The organism is Devosia indica, from assembly GCF_003056405.1.
GTDB lineage: Bacteria > Pseudomonadota > Alphaproteobacteria > Rhizobiales > Devosiaceae > Devosia > Devosia indica.
Window position 1 is genome coordinate 33619 of sequence record NZ_PYVZ01000017.1, and the last position, 19342, is coordinate 52960.

The following is a 19342-nucleotide window of genomic DNA, read 5'->3' on the forward strand; positions in this document are numbered from 1 at the left end:
TGTCGGGGCAGCTTTCTAGAGCAGCGCCCGGATCGCGGCGATCGCCTCATCGGCCTTCGAGCCATCCGGCCCGCCCCCCTGCGCCATGTCGGGACGGCCACCGCCCCCCTGGCCACCCAGGGCCGCCGTGGCCGACTTGATCAGCGTGCCGGCGGCATAGCGGCTGGTGAGGTCTTCGGTGACGCCAATGGCCACCGTGCCCTTGCCGTCATCGCCCTTGAGCACCATGACCACAACGCCCGAGCCGACACGCTTCTTTTCAGCATCGACCACCGACTTGATGTCCTTGGCCGCAACGCCTTCCACGACACGGCCCACAAAGGTTACGCCATTGACCGTTTCGCTGGCACTGGCGCCTTCGCCACCACCACCCAGGGCTAGCTTCTGACGCGCATCGGCCAGGGCCTTTTCCGCGCTTTTGAGCTGGCCTTGCAGGGCCTCGATGCGGTCGAGCACGTCATGCGGGCCGGAGCGCAAGAGGCCGGCGGCTGAGGTGACGATATTGGTATTGGCATTGCCGCGATGCCGGGCGGCATGACCGGTCAGCGCCTCGATACGGCGCACGCCGGCGGCAACCGCGCCCTCGGCCACCACGGAAACCAGACCGATATCGCCGGTGCGGCGCACATGGGTGCCGCCGCACAGCTCGACCGACCAGCCAAGCCCGTTGCCGGTCGGCTCGCCCATGGAAACCACGCGCACCTCATCGCCATATTTCTCGCCGAACAAGGCGCGCGCGCCCGATTCCTTGGCTTCCTCGACGCCCATCAGCCGGGTTTCGACCGGGGTGTTCTGCAGGATGATGGTATTGGCGATGTCCTCGACCTCGGCCATCTCCTGCGGGGTCATCGGCTTGGTATGAACAAAGTCGAAGCGCAGGCGATCTGCCGAAACCAGCGAGCCCTTCTGGGCGACATGATCGCCGAGCACCAGGCGCAGGGCCTCATGCAGCAGGTGTGTGGCCGAGTGATTGGCGCGGATCGACGAGCGGCGGTCGTGATCGACCTGCAGCTCAACCGCCTGGCCGCGCTTGAGCGTGCCCTGGTTGACCTTGACCTTGTGGGCAAAGACGCCGTGATGCTTGCCGGTGTCCAGCACGTCGGCAGCAATGCCTTCGCCCTTGATGACGCCGCTATCACCGACCTGGCCGCCGCTCTCGCCATAGAACGGGGTCTGGTTGACAACAACAATGCCATCCTGGCCGGCGGCAATGGCGTCGACCTCGGCCCCGTCCACGAGCAGGGCCTTGATTTCGCCTTCAGCCGTTTCGGTCTCATAGCCCAGAAACTCGGTGGGGCCGAGCTTGTCGGCCAGCCCATACCAGACAGTATCGGTGGCCGCTTCGCCCGAGCCGGCCCAGTTCTTGCGGGCCTCGGCCTTTTGCTGGGCCATGGCGGCATCAAAACCGGCCTGGTCGACGCTGATATTGCGCGAACGCAGCGCGTCCTGGGTCAGATCGAGCGGAAAACCATAGGTGTCATAGAGCTTGAAGGCAGTGGCGCCATCCAATACGGCGCCTTCGCCCAGCGCAGCCGTTTCGGATTCGAGGATCTGCAGGCCCCGGCCGAGGGTCTTGAGGAAGCGGCCTTCCTCCAGGCGCACCGTCTCGGCGATCATCGCCTCGCCGCGCGACAATTCGGGATAGGCCTGGCCCATCTCGCGCACCAGGGTGGGAACCAGCTTGTGGATCACCGGCTCATTGGCCCCGAGCAGGGTGGCGTGACGCATGGCGCGGCGCATGATGCGGCGCAGCACATAGCCCCGGCCCTCATTGGAGGGCAGCACGCCCTCGGCAATGAGAAAACTCATCGAGCGCAAATGATCGGCAATCACGCGCAGGCTGCGATTGCCCGGGCCGTTGACATCTGCATGGGTCGCATTGGCGGCGGCGCCGATCAGCGCCTTGAACAGGTCGATATCGTAGTTGTCGTGCACGCCCTGCATGACGGCGGCAATGCGCTCGAGCCCCATGCCGGTGTCAATCGAGGGGCGCGGCAGGCCGGTGCGCGACCCATCGGGATGCTGCTCATATTGCATGAACACCAGATTCCAGATCTCGATCCAGCGATCGCCATCTTCCTCGGGCGAACCCGGAGGGCCGCCCCAGACCTTGTCGCCATGGTCATAGAAGATTTCCGAGCACGGGCCGCAGGGGCCAGTGTCGCCCATCTGCCAGAAATTGGACTTGGCGCCGAGCCGCACGATGCGGTCCTCGGACAGGCCGGCAATCTTTTTCCAGAGGTCCATGGCCTCGTCATCGTCTTCATAGACGGTGACCATGAGCTTGTCCCTGGGGAGCGCCCAATCCTTGGTGAGCAGGTTCCAGGCCAGCTCGATGGCCTGGTCCTTGAAATAGTCGCCAAAGGAAAAATTCCCCAGCATTTCAAAGAAAGTATGGTGGCGCGCGGTGAACCCGACATTGTCCAGGTCATTGTGCTTGCCACCGGCACGCACGCATTTCTGCGCGGTCGCTGCCGTCGAATAGGGGCGTTTTTCAACCCCGGTAAACACGTTCTTGAACTGCACCATGCCCGCATTGGTGAACATCAGCGTCGGGTCGTTGCGCGGCACCAGGGGGCTCGAGGCGACGGGCTCGTGTCCGTTGCTGGCGAAGTAACCCACAAAACTGGAACGAAGGTCGTTTACGCTGGTCATGCAGAGGCTTTCATGGCGAGCGGACGCGGACGCGCCCAATAGGAAAATCGGGGCTTTTTATCTTGCCAGCGCAAGCCGTGTCCAGCGCCGGGGCAGGACTTCTTCAAGACAGACAAAAACCCCCGCCGAAGCGGGGGTGAATGCATGGGAACTTGGAGCTCGATCAGTCTTCGCTGCTGTCTTCGCCACCGGCAACCAGCAGCACCTCGCCCAACAGGCCGGAGCTTTCGCGTACGCCCTGCTCGATCGTGGCGGCGATCTCGGGATTGTCCTTGAGGAACTGCCTCGAATTTTCACGCCCTTGCCCCAGACGCTGGCTATCCCAGGAGAACCAGGCGCCGGCCTTTTCGACAATGCCGGACTTGACGCCCAGATCGAGCAATTCGCCGGTCTTGGAAATGCCTTCGCCATACATGATGTCGAATTCAACCTGACGGAACGGCGGGGCCAGCTTGTTCTTGACCACCTTGACGCGGGTCTGGTTGCCCACGACTTCCTCGCGGTCCTTGATTGCGCCAATGCGGCGAATGTCGAGGCGCACCGAAGCGTAGAACTTGAGCGCATTGCCGCCCGTAGTGGTTTCGGGCGAGCCATACATCACCCCGATCTTCATGCGGATCTGGTTGATGAAGATCACCAGGCACTTGGACTTGGAAATCGAACCGGTCAGCTTGCGCATCGCCTGGCTCATCAGGCGGGCCTGCTGGCCGGGCAGGCTGTCGCCCATCTCGCCTTCAAGTTCGGCGCGCGGGGTGAGCGCAGCAACCGAGTCGACCACCAGCACGTCGATGGCGCCGGAGCGCACCAGCGTATCGGTGATTTCGAGGGCCTGCTCGCCGGCGTCGGGCTGGGAGATCAGCAGGTCGTCGACATTGACGCCCAGCTTGCGGGCATAGACCGGATCAAGCGCATGCTCGGCGTCGACAAAGGCACAAATGCCGCCCTTGCGCTGCGCCTCGGCAATGACATGCAGCGCCAGCGTGGTCTTGCCCGAGCTTTCCGGCCCGAAAATCTCGACAATGCGGCCCTTTGGCAGTCCGCCAATGCCCAGCGCGATGTCGAGACCAAGCGAGCCGGTGGAGATCGATTCGACCTCGATGGACGAATTCTCGCCCAGGCGCATGATCGAGCCCTTGCCGAAATTCCGCTCAATCTGGCTCAGCGCGGCCGAGAGAGCCTTATCCTTATCCATCGATCCACCTTCAACAACGCGAAGCGGCGAAGCTGCCATAATGCTCTCTCCTTATTTCACGCTCTCGGAACCCATGCAACGAGAGCTGCCAATGCCAGATGTGTTCTCTTCGTGCTATATTTGTTCTCATTTTGTTTCAGAAGCGTCAAGAGACAAAATGAGAACATCGCATCGGGACAGGAGGATCCGCCTGGGCCGTTGAATAGGCCGATTCTCCCCCGCCGTCTGCCATGGCAAAAAAGTATGATTTTTGACTGGACAGTTTGGCCGGGGATCAGTTTTATGCCGCCAACGGCAAACCGGGGACTTCTGATGCACCTGATCCAGTATATCGATGACAAGGGCAATCGCGCCGTGGGCGTCACGCGCGACGGCCAGACCCGGCAGCTCAAGGGTTTCAGCAGCGTCTATGCGCTCGCGCAGGAAGCCCTGGCCGGCATTGGTGGCCTGCCCGGTGCCGTCGAGGCCCACGGGCTTGGCGACCCCATCGACAAGGCCGCGCTGGCGCGCGAAGGCCGTCTGCTGGCGCCGATCGATCATCCCGATCCAGCCCATCTGCACGTCACCGGCACGGGCCTGACCCATCTCGGCTCCGCCGCCACGCGCGATGCGATGCACAAGGCCAATGGCGAAAAGCCGGCCGGTGAATTGACCGACAGCATGAAGATGTTCCGCATGGGACTTGAGAACGGCAAGCCGGCTGCGGGCGAAAAAGGCGTGCAGCCTGAATGGTTCTACAAGGGCAATGGCCATATCGTGGTCAATCCGGGCCAGCCCATCCCCTCCCCCTCCTTTGCGCTGGACGCTGGCGAGGAGCCCGAAATCGCCGGCATCTATGTCATCGACGCCGAAGGCCAGCCACGCCGGCTCGGCTTCGCGTTGGGCAATGAATTCTCCGACCACGTCACCGAGCGGATCAACTATCTCTATCTGGCCCACTCAAAGCTGCGAGCCTGTTCCTTCGGGCCCGAATTGCGCGTCGGCGATCTGCCGCGCCATATCGAGGGCATGTCCCGTATTCTGCGGGATGGCGAAGTGCTGTGGGAGAAGCCGTTCCTGAGCGGCGAAGACAATATGAGCCACACCATCGCCAATCTGGAATATCATCACTTCAAATATGATCTGTTTTGCCAGCCGGGCGACGTGCATGTGCATATGTTCGGCACGGCGACGCTGAGCTTTGCCGATGGCATTTCCACCAGGCCCGACGATGTCTTTGAAATCGAGGAAGACCAGTTTGGTCTGGCCCTGCGCAACCCGGTGCAGGTGGAAGAGGAAAAGCCCGTGGTGATCGGCGGGCTGTACTAGTCCACCCGACCTCAGACAGTCAGAATCGCCGGGCTCGTCCCGGCGATCTCTTTCCGGCCCCGGCTTCCCGGTTGCGCACGCTACGCCGCCTTTACTCCGGACAACTAACATGTCAGTTATTCCGTCGCCTTGAGGGAGGATGGACATGACCGCTCGCCGCTTCGAAAAACGCCGCATTGCCCGGACCGATCTCGAGGTCACGACGCTGGGGCTGGGCGGCGCGAGCCTTGCTGGTATCTTTTCGGCGGTTCCTGCCGAACAAGCCCGGGCAACGGTCGCTCATGCTCTTGACCAGGGCCTCGACTATGTCGACACGGCCCCGCAATACGGGCTGGGGCGGTCTGAACATCTGGTGGGTGACGTGGTGCGCTCGGCCAGTCCCCGCCCAATCATATCCACCAAGGTCGGTCGCCTGCTCAAGCCCGTCGACCCGGCGGTGCAGGACAAGGGCAATTGGGTCGATCCCCTGCCCTTCGACCAGGTCTATGACTATTCCTATGACGGCATCATGCGCTCGCATGCCGACAGCCTACAGCGGCTTGGCCTCGAACGGGTCGATATTCTTTATGTCCATGATATCGGCGTGGCCACGCATGGCGTCGAGGCCAACAAGCCGCTTTGGGAGCAGCTTGCCTCTGGCGGCTACAGGGCCTTGCGCGAATTGCGCGACAGCGGTGTGGTGAAAGCCATTGGCCTGGGCGTCAATGAGTGGGAAGTGTGCATGGATGCCTTCGCCCTGGGCGATTGGGACGTGTTCCTGCTCGCCGGGCGCTATACCCTGCTCGAACAGACTGCGCTGGCGCCCTTCATGACCACCTGCATCGAGCGCAAGGCCTCGGTCGTGGTCGGTGGCCCGTTCAATTCCGGCATTCTGGTGGGGGGCGACACATTCAACTATGCCAAGGCCCCGGACGATATCGTCCAGCGCGTGCGGGCCATCGAAGCGGTTTGCAAGGCCTTCAACGTGCCGCTGCCCGCCGCGGCATTGCAATTTCCGCTGACCCATCCGGCCGTCTGCAATGTGCTGCCCGGCCCTCGCTCGCCGCAGGAACTGGACGGGATTCTCGACTGGTGGGACACCAAAATTCCAGACGCCCTCTGGTCAACCCTGGCCGATGAGGGCCTGCTGGCGCCCGGCACCCCCATTCCCGGTGGCACCGCTTGACGCGATCCGCAGCCGGGCCATATAAATAACTTTATGGTTCTGTAACTGGATCGTTGTGAATGATCGACGCTGCGCGTCTCGACGCCACTTTTCATGCCTTGGCCGACCCCACCCGCCGGGCCATTCTGGCGCGGCTGGCGGCCGAAGGCGACATAACGGTCATGGATCTTGCCGAACCGTTCGCAATGAGCCAGCCGGCCATTTCCAAGCATCTCAAGGTGCTCGAAAAGGCGGGCCTGGTCTCGCGCGGCCGGGACGCACAGCGCCGACCGGTGCATCTTGAGGCACAGCCCCTGGCCGAGGCCACCGGCTGGCTGATCGAATATCGCCACTACTGGGCGGCCCAGTTCGGGCGGCTCGACGATCTGCTGGACGAATTGCAGCGCCTGGAGGCGGCGTCCGGCAAGACTTAGGAGGCAAGACATGCAGATTGGTGATCCGCTCTCGGTGACCACGCCAAGCGACACGCAGATTGTCATCACCCGCAGCTTCGTCGCGCCGCTGCATCTGGTTTATGCCTGCCATACCCAGCCCAGCCTCATCCGCCGCGGGCTGGCGGCGCCTATCGTTTCGAATGGCATGGCCCCGGCGGCGAAGGTTTTCTGGCGGTCTCGGGCGATATCAGACAAATCGAGGCCATTCGCTATATCGACAGCCAGGAGGTGTTCGATGGCGGCGTCATGGGACCCGCCTATCGGGCCGAACTTGCCTTCGCCCAGGAGGAACAGGGCACCAAACTGGTCAACACCCTGACCTATACCTCCCTGGCCCACCGCGACATGGTCGCCGCAACCGGCATGGCAGAAGGTATGGAAATGAGTTTTCAGAGTCTGGATCAGTTGTTGGCCGAGGCGCAGGGGTGAGCTCCCGGCAGAATCATCAGTTCAGGTCCAGCGCGCAAGCCTTTAGAAACTCGAACGGAATCATGTCCAGCACCCGCTTGTTGGTCGAGCGCAGATAGACCCGTGGCGCCTTGCCGGCATTGTGGGCCTGGGCCCAGCGTGCGGCGACCAGGCACCAGCGATTGCCCGCAACCAGCCCCGGAAAGTTGAATTCGGGGCGTGGGGTCGAGAGGTCATTCCCCACGCTGGCCGAAAAAGCCAGGAACTCGGCGGTTGCCGCAACGCAGATCAGATGCACCGCACCGCCATCGGGACCGGCCGAGCAGTGACCATTGCGGAAATAGCCGGTCAGCGGGTCGTGCGAGCATGGCTGCAGCGGTTCACCCAGCACATTGAGCTCGACCGAATCTTCGATGCGGACGTTCAAGTTCATGCTCCCGTCACGCGGAGCCCCATGGCCGGGACCCATCATTGACGCCCGGTTGTGGGCCTAACTGTCGCCCTTGTCCATCCGCCGCAGCACTTCCTTGACCTTGGAATTGATCTGGTCGAGCGAATAGGGCTTGGGCAGGAAATCCACGCTCTGATCGTCCTCGATATCGCGGCGCACGCTTTCCTCGGCATAGCCGGATACGAAGATGATCTTGAGCTTGGTCATCTTGTCGCGAATGACCTTGAGCATGGTGGGCCCGTCCATCTCGGGCATCACCACGTCCGAGATAATGAGATCGACCTCATAGTCGAGCTCTTCGAGCACCTCGATGGCTTCCTCGCCCCCATCGGCCTCGAACACCTCATAGCCGGTGGCGCGCAGGGCCCGGGCCGAGAAGGCGCGTACGCTCTCCTCGTCCTCAACCAGCAGGATACGTTCGTGGCCGGTGAGATCCTTGACTGGCGCCGAGGCAATAGCAGCCTTGGCGGCAGCTTCTTCCGGTGTCGGCACATAGCGCGGCAGGAAGATCTTGAAGGTGGTGCCGACCCCAACGGTGGAGACCGGATAGATGAACCCCTCGGTCTGCTTGACGATGCCATAGACCGTCGACAGGCCCAGCCCCGTGCCCTTGCCCAGCTCCTTGGTGGTGAAGAACGGCTCGAAGATCTTGGCCAGAACCTCCGGGCTCATGCCCGTACCGGTGTCTTGCACGTCGATCAGCACATAATCGGCCGGCACCATGCCTTCGAACTTCATGTTCGCGGTCTCAGTCTGGGTGACATTGGATGTTCGCAGGGTGATCGAACCGCCATTGGGCATGGCGTCGCGCGCGTTGACCACTAGGTTGATGATCACCTGTTCGAGCTGCACCACATCGGCGCGCACCGGCCAGATATTGCGCCCATGTTCGACCGTGAGATTGTTCTTCTCGCCGATCATGCGTTTGAGAAGCACCGTGAGATCGTCGACGATCAGCGGCAGCTCCAACACTTGCGGACGCAGCGTCTGGCGGCGCGAGAAAGCCAGCAACTGGCGGGTCAGCCCCGCCGCACGATTGGCATTCTGCTTGATCTGCATCAGCTCGTTGAACGAAGGATCGCCCGGCTTGTGCTTCAGGAGCAGCAGATCGGAAAACCCGATAATGGCGGTGAGCAGATTGTTGAAATCATGCGCGACACCACCGGCCAACTGGCCAACGGCCTGCATTTTCTGGCTCTGGGCGAACTGTGCCTCAAGCTTGCGCTGGTCGGTCATGTCGAGCGCATAGACATTGATCTGCTCAGGTGAACCGGCGCTGACCTCGGAGGCCGAAATATAGAGCCGGACGGCATGATCGCCCTCGACACTGAGCGCGGCATCGACCGGGCTGACTTCCGAGCGCTGGGCAGTCGCATCGCTCAGGGCCTGGGCCAGCTTCTCCCGGCTGCCTTCGCCGATGAGATCGCTCAGGGGCTGCAGTTCAAGGCTCTTGTCCTCGCCCGACCAATGGAAAATGCGCCCGAACGGCGCATTGGTCCGAACGATCCGCCCTTTGGCATCAAGCGTGGCAATGGCAAACGGTGTGTCGTTGAAAAAGCGCGAGAAGCGCACTTCGGCGGCCCGCAATTCCTCTTCGGTGTCCGGCGCGCTCGACATGTCGAGCACCAGCGTGCGGGTTTCGCCCAATTCGCCATCGGCCAGGCGGGCAGCGCGATGCAGCAGGCGCACCGGCAGCGAAGTGCCATTGCGGCGCACCAGATCGATATCGATGATCTCGGTGCGGATTTCCCCGTCACCCCGCCCCCGCATCAGCAGCGAAGCGCCGTCGCCGCGCACGATATCGCTCAAGGCAAGCTGACCGGCATTGAATTCGGCCAGATCGTAGCCGAGCCAATCCGCCAGTGTGGAGTTGAGATACTGGATCTGACCATGCGCATCGGCCGAGAAGAAACCGGAAGGCGAGTGGTCCAGATAATCGATGGCGCGCTGCAGGTCACGGAACGCGGTCTCGTTGTTTTCCCGGTCGCGGGTGATGTCCTCGACCGACCAGGCGACCAGCGGCTTATGGCTATCGGCAAAATCGGGCAACGGCCGCACCGAGACCCGATACCAGAACACGCGGCCAGCCTCGGACTGGGACCCGCCCAAACCGCCCGGCACGCGGATATCCTCAATCGCCGTACGCCCGTCGCGCGCAGCCCGCGAGACCCGATAGATTGCCTCGCCCGCATCGGCATAGCCGGAAAACAGCCTTGGCACGCCAACCGGCACGCCATTGTTCACCGCGCCCGGAAAGCTGCCATAGTGCTGGTTTACATAGCTTATCTTGCCTTCGCGATCGGCAATCACCGCGCCAAAGGGCAGACTGTCGACCACCGCATGGCTCAGGGTCCGCCGATCTTCGCTGGCCGCGAAGCGGAACAGCCCGGCCGCCAGCCCGAACAGGAAAAACACCCCCGCCACGGCCAGCAGGCCGACAAAGCTCATCACCAGTTCGGGCGGAATGCGATCCCCGAACAGCGTGAACGCTATCGCGACGACGACCAGCACGATGCCCAGCACCGCCACCCGCCAAAGCCCCGCGCCGCCGCGTCCCGAATCCAGGACCGGTTCGGGATAGCTGTCCTCGCCAAGCGGCGTCGATGCCATGGGATATTGCTCCAGCGCTGCACATCGTCCCGAATCGGGACATCAGAAAAGGTCTAGCAAAAGGACCGCCCGCATGGGAGGGCGAAGCCCCGATTTGCCGTGGATGGCGGCGCATTGATGCCGACATGCATCGACGCGCACCGATTTGGCTTCGGGACTGGCCTCTGCGGCGGTTTACGCACTCGGCCGCCAGCCGCCGCCAGGCTTCTTGAGGCGCATCACGAAGCCGATCACCTCGGCCACCGCCTTGAAATGCTCGGCCGGAATGGTCTCGTCGATATCCACCGAGGCGAATAGAGCACGCGCCAATGGCGGATTTTCGACAATGGGCACGTCATTGTCCTTGGCCAGTTCGCGAATACGCAAGGCCACGGCATCCGCACCCTTGGCCACGCATTTGGGGGCGGCCATGTCCTTGTCGTATTTGAGCGCCACGGCAAAGTGGGTCGGGTTGGTGATGACCACAGTGGCATCAGGCACGGACGACATCATGCGCTTGCGGGCCCGATCCTGACGCAATTGACGGATGCGCCCCTTTAAATGCGGGTCGCCCTCCATCTGCTTGTATTCCTCACGTGTCTCCTGGACGGTCATCATTTGCCGCTTCCACCATTTCTGGCGGACATAGAAGTAGTCGGCCACCGCAATAGCGGTGATAACCGCCAGGACCGCAGCGAAAATCTTGATCCCGATCTCCTGGAAATCGAGCAGGATCATGATCGGATCGGCAGTCACCATGGTGTCGAGCCGGTCGCGCTCGGGCCAGCAGACCAAAATCACGATCACCCCCACGAGGATGATCTTGACCAGGCCCTTGCCGAAATTGACCAGCGCATCTGGCGAGAACAGCCGTTTGGCACCGCCAATCGGTGAGATCTTGGAAAGCTTGGGTTTGATCGGGTCGAGCGACCAGACCAGGCGATGCTGCACCAGATTGGCCAGGATGCCGCAGACCATCAGCACAGCCAGCGGAATCAGCGCCACGCCAATCATCGCCAGGGCCAGCCCGTTGAAGAAATCGGCAAAGCCGGCACCGTCCAGGTCGAACTGGTCGGCATTCATGAAAATCAGGCTCAGCGACTGGCCCAGCTCGCTACTGATCCACGGGGACAGCATGGCAAAGACAATGCCCGACCCCATCAACATGAACCAGGTCGTCACCTCCTGGCTCTTGGCCACATCACCCTTCTTGTGCGCATCCTCGAGCTTTTTCTGGGAGGGGTCTTCTGTTTTTGAGTCTTGGTCCGGGGCTTCGCTTGACATGGGCTAGCCCCTCCACATCGCCAGGTGATTTTCGAAGGCGGTAATGTACCAGCCCATCATCATCACCAGCAGGATCGCAAACAGCAGCAGGCCCAGAATGATATTGGCCGGCATCAGGATGAAATAGACCTGCAATTGCGGCATCAGCCGCGCCAGAATGCCGGCGCCCAGGTTGAACACCAGGCCGAAGACAATAAACGGCGCGGACATTTGCACCCCGACCATGAAGGCGCCGCTGACCGTGCGGACGGCCAGTTGCATGGCGTCCTCGGGCATCAGCGGATCGGTGGGCGAGAACACCATATAGCTGTCATAGATCGCCGCCAGCGCCATGTGGTGCAGGTCGGTGGCAAAGATCAGCGTGATGCCCAGAAAGGACAGGAAGCTCGAGAACACCGCACCCTGCTGCCCCATCTGGGTCGGATCGGCTGCCAGGGCGCCGGACAGACCGGCCTGGAAGGCGACGATGGTGCCGGCCACCTGGGTGGCCATGACGGTGATGCGCACAATGGCCCCGATGATGAGACCCACGGCCAATTCATGGAACAGCAGCCCCACCATGCCCGCCAGGTCGGGCGGAATGGCCGGGATTACCTCGCCCAGTAGGGGGAACAGCACCAGGGTGAAAGCCAGCGCAAAGCTCAGCCGCATGCGCGCCGGTATCGTCTGCTCGCCCAAGGCCGGCATCAGCATCAGCATGGCGGCAATGCGCGCAAACAGGATGATATAGGTAAACGCCGTCGCCGGGAGCCAGTCGAGACTGATAGTCACCGCTTACCCGCCCACGATGATCATGTCGACCACACGGTCCATATAGCCGGCCATGGTGGCGCCCAGAAATGGCAGCGTGATCAGCATGGTAATGAAGATGGCGATGATCTTGGGGACGAAGACCAATGTCATTTCCTGGATCTGCGTCAGCGCCTGGAACAGCGCAATCACCACGCCGACGATCAGGCCGACGAGCATCATCGGCATCGAGACGATGATGAGGGTCCAGATGCCCTGGCTGGCAATGTCGAGCACTTCTGCGCCGCTCATGGCTTCAACCCTTCTCGATTCGGGTTCCAGCCTAGCACCGGCCGCCACCCCGGCGAAGGCTGTGGGCCGTTTCGGGGTGGTTTATCCCGCATTGTTGACCATGCGGCCCCTCTGAATGCCAAGGCTAGATCGGCATCCTCATGATTTCCTCATAGGCCGAAATCACCTTGTCGCGCAGGGTGACCATGCTCTCGATGGCCATTTCGGTTTCGCTCAGGGCGGTCACCATGTCGACGACATTGGCCTTGCCGCTGACCATGTCGAGCGCCATCTGGTCGGACACCTTGCCCTGGTCGACCACGCCCTGGACATTCTGGGCCAACAGATCGGCAAAGTTGCCGCCCGCAGCCGGCGCGGCCGCGGTCAGGTCGGCCTGCGGCTTGGCGGACTGGTTGATCAGCCGGCTGGCATTGGAATAGGCGGCGGTTGCCGCATTGAATGGGGTATTGCTGACGGCCATTTGTGCTGTCTTTCTCGCTTATCAGCCGCGCAGGATGTCGAGCGTGCGCCCGAGCATCTGGCGGGTGACGGTAACCACGTTGAGATTGGCCTCATAGCTGCGCTGGGCCTGGCGCATGTCCACGGTTTCCACCAGCGTGTTCACATTGGGATATTGCACGAAGCCGCTCTCGTCGGCGGCCGGGTGTCCGGGCTCGTAGCGCGAGGAAAAATCGCTCATGTCATAGGCCAGCCGCCCGATTTCCACGACACGTCCGCCGACTTCGGCGTCGTAACTGGCCTGAAAGGTCGGGATGCGGCGGCGATAGGGCTCGTCGCCCGGCGCCTTGCCGGCTGAGTCGGCATTGGCGATGTTTTCCGCAATGACCCGCATCCGCGCCGTCTGGGCGTGCAGGCCGGTCGCTGCGATGCGAAGCGAAGAATTGAAGTCCATGCGTTACCCCTGAGGCCTTCCTTGTTGGTCGCGCTTCCGAACCGAAAAACTGGTGCCCACTTTTTCTGGAAACGCTCTAGACGTTCTTGCCCAGCGCGACGCGCAGGATGCGGACGGATTTCTGGTAGAGCGAGGTCGCCGCCTGATAGTCCATCATATTGGTGGTGACCTTCATCATCTCGTCTTCGAGCGTGACGCCGTTGCCTTCTGGCGTGACCTCGAAATTGGCCATGCGCTGTGCATTGAAGGCGCCCTCCCCCGACGAGGCTGAAAAATGCATGGGCTGCGTGACGGTGGTGACGACAGCCGAAGAGACCATCATCCCCTGCCGGTCGGCGAATTCATATTGCTTGAGATCCCGCCCGCGATAGCCGGGCGTTTCGGCATTGGCGACATTCTCGGCCAACAGGCCTTGACGGGTCTGGTGCCAGCGCATCTTGTCGGTCAGCGCCGAAAAGACTGGCATATCCATGAGGCCCATGGCCCAAGCTCCCCGGAAACAAATTCAATTAGGCAATTCTTGCCGGGTGAATGGTTAATCAAGCGTTAATCCGGCCTTTCGCTGGCCTGAAACCACGTGCATTCTGCAAAATTGATGGGCGAACTAGGCAGGAAGTGCCGCCCATGTCGACCAACACCTATTGCCCCACCCGGAATCGCGCTATGTGCGTTGTCCGACCTGAAATGCTCTGGAGGCGCGGCTCTTGCAATTCATTACCGGACTGTTCGGCGGCAGCGGCAACACCATCCTGACCATGATCCTGGCGCTTGGCATCGTGCTGGTGCTGATCGTGCTGGCCGTCTGGTTCCTCAAGCTGATCTCCAACGTTTCGGGCAATGCCGCGCGCGGCCGCAACCGGCGCCTGGCCGTGGTCGACACCCTCGCCCTCGACCAGAAGCGGCAATTGGTGATCGTGCGGCGCGACAATGTCGAACATCTGATCCTGACCGGTGGCCCGCACGACGTCGTGGTGGAGACCGGCATTGCCGTGCCCGAAGCCGCCCCGGCCCAGCCGGCCCGGCGCGGCCTGCCCTCCCTTTCAGCCCGACGGCCGGCAAGTGCCCGGACGGCAACCGCCCCCGCTCAACCAGCCCCCGCCGATCCGGAACCCGCCGCCCCGCCGGTCCCCGAACCAGCCAAGCGCCCCGGCCGCTCCTTGCGCCACACCGGCCTGCTCCGGCCGGTCAGCGTGCAGGACCCAACGCTATCCGTTGAAAACCTGGATGCGCCGGGCGAGACGCCTGCCGACTCAGATAGAGAGGTCGGTGGCGACACGGTGAGCGAAGGCACAGCGCTTGAGCATGACAATAGCGAGCAGGCCAACCGGAACTGAACCGGCGCGTAAGGCGCGCTGGCGCTTCCTGCTGCCGCTTCTGACCGCCGTTGGCCTCTTGCTGCTCTGGTCCCAGGACGCTTTCGCGCAGGCCCTCTCCATTGATTTCGGCGACGAGACCACGCTGACCGAGCGGGCCATTCAGCTCATCGGGCTGATTACCCTGCTCTCGCTGGCCCCATCGATCCTGGTGATGGTGACCAGCTTCACCCGCATCGTGGTGGTGCTCTCGCTGCTGCGCACTGCCATCGGCCTGCAGACCGCACCGCCCAACACCGTCATGGTGTCCTTGGCGCTATTCCTCACCCTGTTCATCATGCAGCCGACCCTGCAACAGAGCTACGAACAGGGCATCGCCCCATTGATGGCGGGCGAGATCGAATTCGCCGAGGCTTTCGACGCCGGCGTCGCGCCGATCCATGAATTCATGCGCGCCAATGTGCGCGATCGCGATCTGGAGCTGTTCTACGACCTTTCGGAAACGGCGCTGCCCGATGAGCCGGAAGCCATTCCACTGCAGCTTCTCGTGCCGGCTTTCATGATCTCCGAGCTGCGCCGGGCGTTCGAAATCGGCTTCCTGCTGTTCCTGCCCTTCGTGGTCATCGACATGGTCGTGGCCTCGGTGCTGATGAGCATGGGCATGATGATGCTGCCTCCGGTGGTGATCTCGCTGCCCTTCAAGCTGATCTTCTTCGTGCTGGTCGACGGCTGGTATCTGGTGGCCGGGTCGCTGGTCCGAAGTTTTACCAGTTAGCGATGTACCGGCTCAAACCCGGCATAAAGCGGGACATAGTGCGGCGCTGGGCCCTGCCCGATCGCATCTTTTTCGGCCACGGCGCCTGCCACATCCTGGCCGGGGTCTATCTTGCCGAGTGCCCCCTGGCCGGATTTCACGCCGAACGGATCATTCCCAAAGACGATGTGCCGGGCGGCCACATGTACATCACCGATGGCCTGATTGCTTTCGACTATCATGGCTACAGCCTGCGCGAGCGCCTGCTGGCGCATCATTGTCGGAGCTGGGCAACTGACTATCCAGGCTGGGACTGCGACATCGAAATCGTCGACTTCCCCATACTCGGCGCCCATGCGCTCAATTCACGCAAGATGCTGGGGCCGGATCAACATCTGGGAGACACAATCGCCCGCGCCAAGGCCTTCATAGGGCGATTCGCACATGCAGAACGGGCGGCGAAAGTGCACGCCATGGCCTAGAGCGAGGCCAGGCCTGCATCGGGCTGGCTGGCATTGACCGGCGTCAGGGCGCCCTCGCCCGAATAGGTCTCGCGATAGGACGAGAGGAATGCCGTGAGGCTGTCGAGGGCAGCGACCTCAGCAGCGACCTGCTTGAACTCAAGGCTGGTGGCCTGGATCGGTCCGGTCACGAAATCGAACATCGGCCATTCAGGCGAAGCCACCATGCGCTCGCCGAACTTGGCCCGCAACCGGGACAGGCCGAACTTGTCCCCCGCCAGCACATAGCCGACCGCCGCCTTGATCAGCCCCATGCGCCCCGAGCGATCCAACGGCCGCCCTTCGGGCTCATTGCCATAGATGACCTCGATCATCTCACCGGCCTGGCTGTAGCGGCGCGCAGTCCAATGCGCATCAATGCGCATCAGCTCGACATCCTTGCCATCCATATTGCTGATCAGGTCAAGCGCGAGCTGGTCGCGACCGCCGTCGATCATGGCGCGCGCCTCGAGTAGGCGCCGCTGGCGCTGCAGCGACTCCGGCAGGCCCGGCAATTGCGTCTCATTGAGCACGCGCAACGCGTCCTGCGGCTTGCGATCAGCGAGGTAAATCACCGCAAGATCTGCGGCGATCTGCGTGCGCGCCACGCCCCGCAGGCGATTGTCGAGCTGGTATTGCAGCAGGTCTGCGGCCTGGGTGAGCAGGTCCACGCGCACCAGCCGGCGGGCCAGATTGCGGATCATCTCGTCGCCACGTGCACCAGGCGGGGTCAGGTGGCGGAAATCGTAATAGATCGCCAGCGCCTCGACCGGACCGATGGAATCGGCGACCCCATTGAGGAACAAATCGGCAAACATTGCCTGCGCCTGATCGCGCAGACCATTGACCGCCGGGCTCTCGGGGTAATTGGCCACGGCCGCTTTCACGGTTTCGAAGCCGGGCCGGTATTCCCCATTGCGGAAATAGAGCTTGGCCAAGAGGGTCTGCATATCGGCCTCCAGCGCATCGCCACGCCAGAGCAGCGTTTCGGCCGCCAGCGTCTGGGTGCCCTTGGCAAGGTCAAGCCGCCCTTCCTGATCGAGCAGCAGCAGCGTCCGATAGACCGCTTCGGCGCGCGTGGGACGAATTTCGGCAGCAATCACCTGCCCATACGTGTCCAGCGCTTCCTGATTGCGGCCCTCGGCCTCATCGATGCGCCCGGACAGCAGATGATGCAACGACGCGTCTTCAATGCTGAGGCTGGCAAAATCCACATCGTCCAGCATGCGCCGCGCCAGCGTCGGGTCTTCCGCCTCCACGGCCGCGCGCGCAGCCGCGAGGCGGAAGCGATTGCGGGCCCATTCCGGATAGCTGTCGGCAACGGACCGAGCTTCGAGCGCATCGAAGCGGGCACCGCGATAGTCGTGGCTTTCCGCGCGCGCAATGGTCCGCCAGAACAGCGAATCCACATCCTGGTCGAGCGAAGGCGCGTTCAGCGTCTGCAAGGCATCGCGCGGACGCCCCGCCAGCACATCGGCAATGGCCGTCGTCGTCCGGATCTTGCGGGTCAGGTCTTCGGCCCGCAGATCACTCTCGAGAACCCGCAACACGCCCAGGGCCTCGAACGCCAGCCGGTTAGCGACCAGGAACTGGGCATAGTCGAGCCGTGCAATATCGCGTTCGCGTCCTTCATTGGTGGCGGCAGCGCGCTCCATCTCATCCCGCTTGTCCGCAAGCGCAACCGGGTCGCGCTCTTCCAGCGCCCGCAGGTCCAGATAGCCGGCCCGCGCCGCCTCCTGCGCCTCCGAACCGGAATTGCGAAGGCTGTCGATGGCCGAAACGGTCAACCCGCTGGTCGATGAAATGACCGCCACCTGGCTCTCGACATCGACTTCCAGATTGGTCGATTTGGGTTTGACCACCAGGCCGTGCACGCTGCGTAGCGCGGTGAAATCCACATAGTCCAGCGACCGGGTCAGTCCGCGGGCTGGCGGGAAGGCTGTGACCACCTTGAGCACATCGCCGACCAGCGGATCGCGGAATTCATGCTGCCGGCCGGGCCGGGCCATGTCCGCAACCATTTCGAACGAGCCTTCGATGTCGCGGCGCCGCGACAGGCTCATCGGTTCGGTAGGGCTCAGCATCATGTCGCCAAGCGAGAGCACCCAAGCCATGCCTTCCGAACCCAGGGTCGCCAGACGATCCTGGGTCAGGTCCAGCCGCACCACCTGCGTGTCGCCCGAAGAAACCACAGTGAAGTCACTGGCGACGGCATCCAGGTCCATCGACCCGCCGGGTGCCTCGATACCGCTGACCGTGTCGAAGATCATCCAGACCGTGTCGCCGCGACGGAACACGGCGGCCGGCGTATCCTGCTCGAAAGGGAAGACCACGCGAACCGTATTGCCCAGCACATTGATGAAGGGAGTAATGGTCTCCGGGCTATCCGCCTGCAGGGCCGAAATCGTCGGCTCCTGATGTGCTTCGGCCTCCTGCGCGGCGGCCACTTGCGCGGCCTCGGCTTCCAGATCGGCCGGGGTCAGCGCCGGCAGCGTCTGACCCGCAATATCGATGTCGAGCACATATTGCGACGGGGAAATGGCGTAGAAGCGCGGCTCGACGCCCTCGGCAAAGATGAAGCTGGCAGCGGCGCCATCGGCGGAATAGCCCGACTGCATCGAAACGATCTCTTCGGGCAGGCTGGCGATCAGGCCCGTCAGGTCCATCTCGACCGGCCATTCGAAAGTGGCGGCGCCCACTTCACCCTTCTTGGTGAAGGAGCCTTCGGTTGGCACAGTCCAGTCGAATTGCAGGCGCATGAAGGTGGCATTGCGCCCAATCCGGACATCCACCTGCGGATCAAGCTCGGCGGCAAGGCGTGCCTTGCGATCACGTTCGGCCTGAATTGCGGCAAGGCGCGCCCGCTCGGCCAGCTCGTCGATAATATCCTGCGGCAGGGCGGGCGGCATGCCCTGCCAATCGGGCGGCATCAGGTCAACAAATAGCTTCTCGCCCGCTTCGATACGATTGAAATTGAAGCTGCTCTTGAGCCCGATGCGCAGCCCGCGCCGGTCCGGATCGATCCGCGCGATCGAGAGGTAGTTCGGCATGGTCGTGGCGACATCGGGCAGCAGGATATCGACCGGCTCGGCAAATTCCACCGAAAGCACGCCATTGTCGATGCGGAACTCATATTCCGGCAGGGTGTCGCGGGAGGGAAAGCTGAGGATCAGCCGGGCATAGCCCTCTTCCTCGGTGGCAAAGAGCTGCCCCTGTTCCTGTGCCAGCGCAGGCGTAATCGCCATCATGGCGCAGGCCAGGGTTGCCGCCGCGATAGCGCGAGACACAGCTCGCCAACCTGAACTGATTGCGGTCTTCACCGGCTTTCTGCCCGCCCGACGCATACAAGTCGCGAA

The 19342-nt window shown here is 62.6% G+C and carries 18 protein-coding genes; 7 read left to right on the forward strand and 11 right to left on the reverse strand.

Translation table 11 applies throughout. The annotated features are described in order from the left end of the window. Positions 1–15 precede the first annotated feature (15 nt). On the reverse strand, positions 16–2655 hold the full coding sequence (gene alaS, locus DDE76_RS15460) for an alanine--tRNA ligase (RefSeq protein ID WP_104893971.1): 2640 nt from the start codon (positions 2653–2655) through the stop codon (positions 16–18). A 163-nt stretch (positions 2656–2818) separates the two neighbouring features. Next, positions 2819–3886 carry a recombinase RecA gene (gene recA, locus DDE76_RS15465; RefSeq protein WP_104893970.1) on the reverse strand — a complete coding sequence of 356 codons (1068 nt, stop codon included), beginning with the start codon at positions 3884–3886 and terminating at the stop codon, positions 2819–2821. Between the two features lie 273 nt (positions 3887–4159). On the opposite strand from recA, the gene araD1 reads away from it, so the two are divergent. The 4 genes from araD1 to DDE76_RS15485 all read left to right on the forward strand — a co-directional run bounded on the left by araD1 (position 4160) and on the right by DDE76_RS15485 (position 7183). Continuing rightward, on the forward strand, positions 4160–5155 hold the full coding sequence (gene araD1 / locus DDE76_RS15470) for an AraD1 family protein (RefSeq protein ID WP_104894994.1): 996 nt from the start codon (positions 4160–4162) through the stop codon (positions 5153–5155). Positions 5156–5300: 145 nt separating this feature from the next. Next, positions 5301–6320, forward strand: coding sequence for an aldo/keto reductase (locus DDE76_RS15475; RefSeq protein WP_104894993.1), 1020 nt, complete (start codon positions 5301–5303; stop codon positions 6318–6320). Between the two features lie 59 nt (positions 6321–6379). After that, positions 6380–6733: an ArsR/SmtB family transcription factor gene (locus tag DDE76_RS15480; protein ID WP_104893969.1), complete on the forward strand. Its 354-nt coding sequence runs from the start codon at positions 6380–6382 to the stop codon at positions 6731–6733. 105 nt (positions 6734–6838) lie between these two features. Next, positions 6839–7183, forward strand: a complete 345-nt coding sequence (locus DDE76_RS15485) for an SRPBCC domain-containing protein (protein ID WP_104893968.1) — start codon at positions 6839–6841, stop codon at positions 7181–7183. 16 nt (positions 7184–7199) lie between these two features. Here DDE76_RS15485 and DDE76_RS15490 read toward each other — a convergent pair whose 3' ends face one another. From DDE76_RS15490 to flgB, 8 genes are all read right to left on the reverse strand, one after another. Beyond that, positions 7200–7595 carry a DUF2237 family protein gene (locus tag DDE76_RS15490; protein WP_104893967.1) on the reverse strand — a complete coding sequence of 132 codons (396 nt, stop codon included), beginning with the start codon at positions 7593–7595 and terminating at the stop codon, positions 7200–7202. 57 nt (positions 7596–7652) lie between these two features. Beyond that, a complete protein-coding gene (gene cckA, locus DDE76_RS15495; protein WP_104893966.1) occupies positions 7653–10223 on the reverse strand; it encodes a cell cycle histidine kinase CckA in 2571 nt (856 codons plus the stop codon). A gap of 174 nt (positions 10224–10397) precedes the next feature. Beyond that, positions 10398–11486: a flagellar biosynthesis protein FlhB gene (gene flhB / locus DDE76_RS15500; protein WP_104893965.1), complete on the reverse strand. Its 1089-nt coding sequence runs from the start codon at positions 11484–11486 to the stop codon at positions 10398–10400. A 3-nt stretch (positions 11487–11489) separates the two neighbouring features. Continuing rightward, complete coding sequence (gene fliR / locus DDE76_RS15505; RefSeq protein WP_245891979.1) at positions 11490–12257, reverse strand: flagellar biosynthetic protein FliR; 768 nt, start codon at positions 12255–12257, stop codon at positions 11490–11492. Positions 12258–12260: 3 nt separating this feature from the next. Beyond that, positions 12261–12527: a flagellar biosynthesis protein FliQ gene (gene fliQ, locus DDE76_RS15510; protein WP_104893964.1), complete on the reverse strand. Its 267-nt coding sequence runs from the start codon at positions 12525–12527 to the stop codon at positions 12261–12263. A gap of 124 nt (positions 12528–12651) precedes the next feature. Then, on the reverse strand, positions 12652–12987 hold the full coding sequence (gene fliE, locus DDE76_RS15515) for a flagellar hook-basal body complex protein FliE (RefSeq protein ID WP_104893963.1): 336 nt from the start codon (positions 12985–12987) through the stop codon (positions 12652–12654). A gap of 21 nt (positions 12988–13008) precedes the next feature. After that, positions 13009–13419, reverse strand: a complete 411-nt coding sequence (gene flgC / locus DDE76_RS15520; RefSeq protein WP_104893962.1) for a flagellar basal body rod protein FlgC — start codon at positions 13417–13419, stop codon at positions 13009–13011. A gap of 76 nt (positions 13420–13495) precedes the next feature. Then, complete coding sequence (gene flgB, locus DDE76_RS15525) at positions 13496–13900, reverse strand: flagellar basal body rod protein FlgB (protein WP_104893961.1); 405 nt, start codon at positions 13898–13900, stop codon at positions 13496–13498. Positions 13901–14123: 223 nt separating this feature from the next. On the opposite strand from flgB, the gene DDE76_RS15530 reads away from it, so the two are divergent. The 3 genes from DDE76_RS15530 to DDE76_RS15540 are packed head-to-tail and all read left to right on the forward strand — an operon-like array spanning position 14124 to position 15968. Further along, the gene (locus tag DDE76_RS15530; RefSeq protein WP_104893960.1) at positions 14124–14753 is read left to right on the forward strand and encodes a FliO/MopB family protein; all 630 of its coding nucleotides are present in this window, start codon (positions 14124–14126) and stop codon (positions 14751–14753) included. Next, positions 14722–15507 (forward strand): flagellar type III secretion system pore protein FliP, encoded by a 786-nt coding sequence (fliP, locus tag DDE76_RS15535; RefSeq protein ID WP_104893959.1) that lies wholly within the window; start codon positions 14722–14724, stop codon positions 15505–15507. Before DDE76_RS15530 ends, fliP begins: the two co-directional genes overlap by 32 nt. Positions 15508–15545: 38 nt before the next feature. After that, positions 15546–15968: a hypothetical protein gene (locus tag DDE76_RS15540; protein WP_245891981.1), complete on the forward strand. Its 423-nt coding sequence runs from the start codon at positions 15546–15548 to the stop codon at positions 15966–15968. Here the strand turns inward: DDE76_RS15540 and DDE76_RS15545 are convergent. Beyond that, entirely contained in the window at positions 15965–19273 is a 3309-nt protein-coding gene (locus DDE76_RS15545) for a hypothetical protein (protein WP_157955852.1), read from the reverse strand. The genes DDE76_RS15540 and DDE76_RS15545 overlap by 4 nt on opposite strands. Positions 19274–19342: the final 69 nt, after the last annotated feature.

Excerpts from the sequence above, each read along its gene's own strand:
- alaS (WP_104893971.1), bottom strand. The coding sequence starts at position 2,655 with ATGACCAGCGTAAACGACCTTCGTTCCAGTTTTGTGGGTTACTTCGCC.
- recA (WP_104893970.1), bottom strand. The coding sequence starts at position 3,886 with ATGGCAGCTTCGCCGCTTCGCGTTGTTGAAGGTGGATCGATGGATAAG.
- araD1 (WP_104894994.1), top strand. The coding sequence starts at position 4,160 with ATGCACCTGATCCAGTATATCGATGACAAGGGCAATCGCGCCGTGGGC.
- DDE76_RS15475 (WP_104894993.1), top strand. The coding sequence starts at position 5,301 with ATGACCGCTCGCCGCTTCGAAAAACGCCGCATTGCCCGGACCGATCTC.
- DDE76_RS15480 (WP_104893969.1), top strand. The coding sequence starts at position 6,380 with ATGATCGACGCTGCGCGTCTCGACGCCACTTTTCATGCCTTGGCCGAC.
- DDE76_RS15490 (WP_104893967.1), bottom strand. The coding sequence starts at position 7,595 with ATGAACTTGAACGTCCGCATCGAAGATTCGGTCGAGCTCAATGTGCTG.
- cckA (WP_104893966.1), bottom strand. The coding sequence starts at position 10,223 with ATGGCATCGACGCCGCTTGGCGAGGACAGCTATCCCGAACCGGTCCTG.
- flhB (WP_104893965.1), bottom strand. The coding sequence starts at position 11,486 with ATGTCAAGCGAAGCCCCGGACCAAGACTCAAAAACAGAAGACCCCTCC.
- fliQ (WP_104893964.1), bottom strand. The coding sequence starts at position 12,527 with ATGAGCGGCGCAGAAGTGCTCGACATTGCCAGCCAGGGCATCTGGACC.
- fliE (WP_104893963.1), bottom strand. The coding sequence starts at position 12,987 with ATGGCCGTCAGCAATACCCCATTCAATGCGGCAACCGCCGCCTATTCC.
- flgC (WP_104893962.1), bottom strand. The coding sequence starts at position 13,419 with ATGGACTTCAATTCTTCGCTTCGCATCGCAGCGACCGGCCTGCACGCC.
- flgB (WP_104893961.1), bottom strand. The coding sequence starts at position 13,900 with ATGGGCCTCATGGATATGCCAGTCTTTTCGGCGCTGACCGACAAGATG.
- fliP (WP_104893959.1), top strand. The coding sequence starts at position 14,722 with ATGACAATAGCGAGCAGGCCAACCGGAACTGAACCGGCGCGTAAGGCG.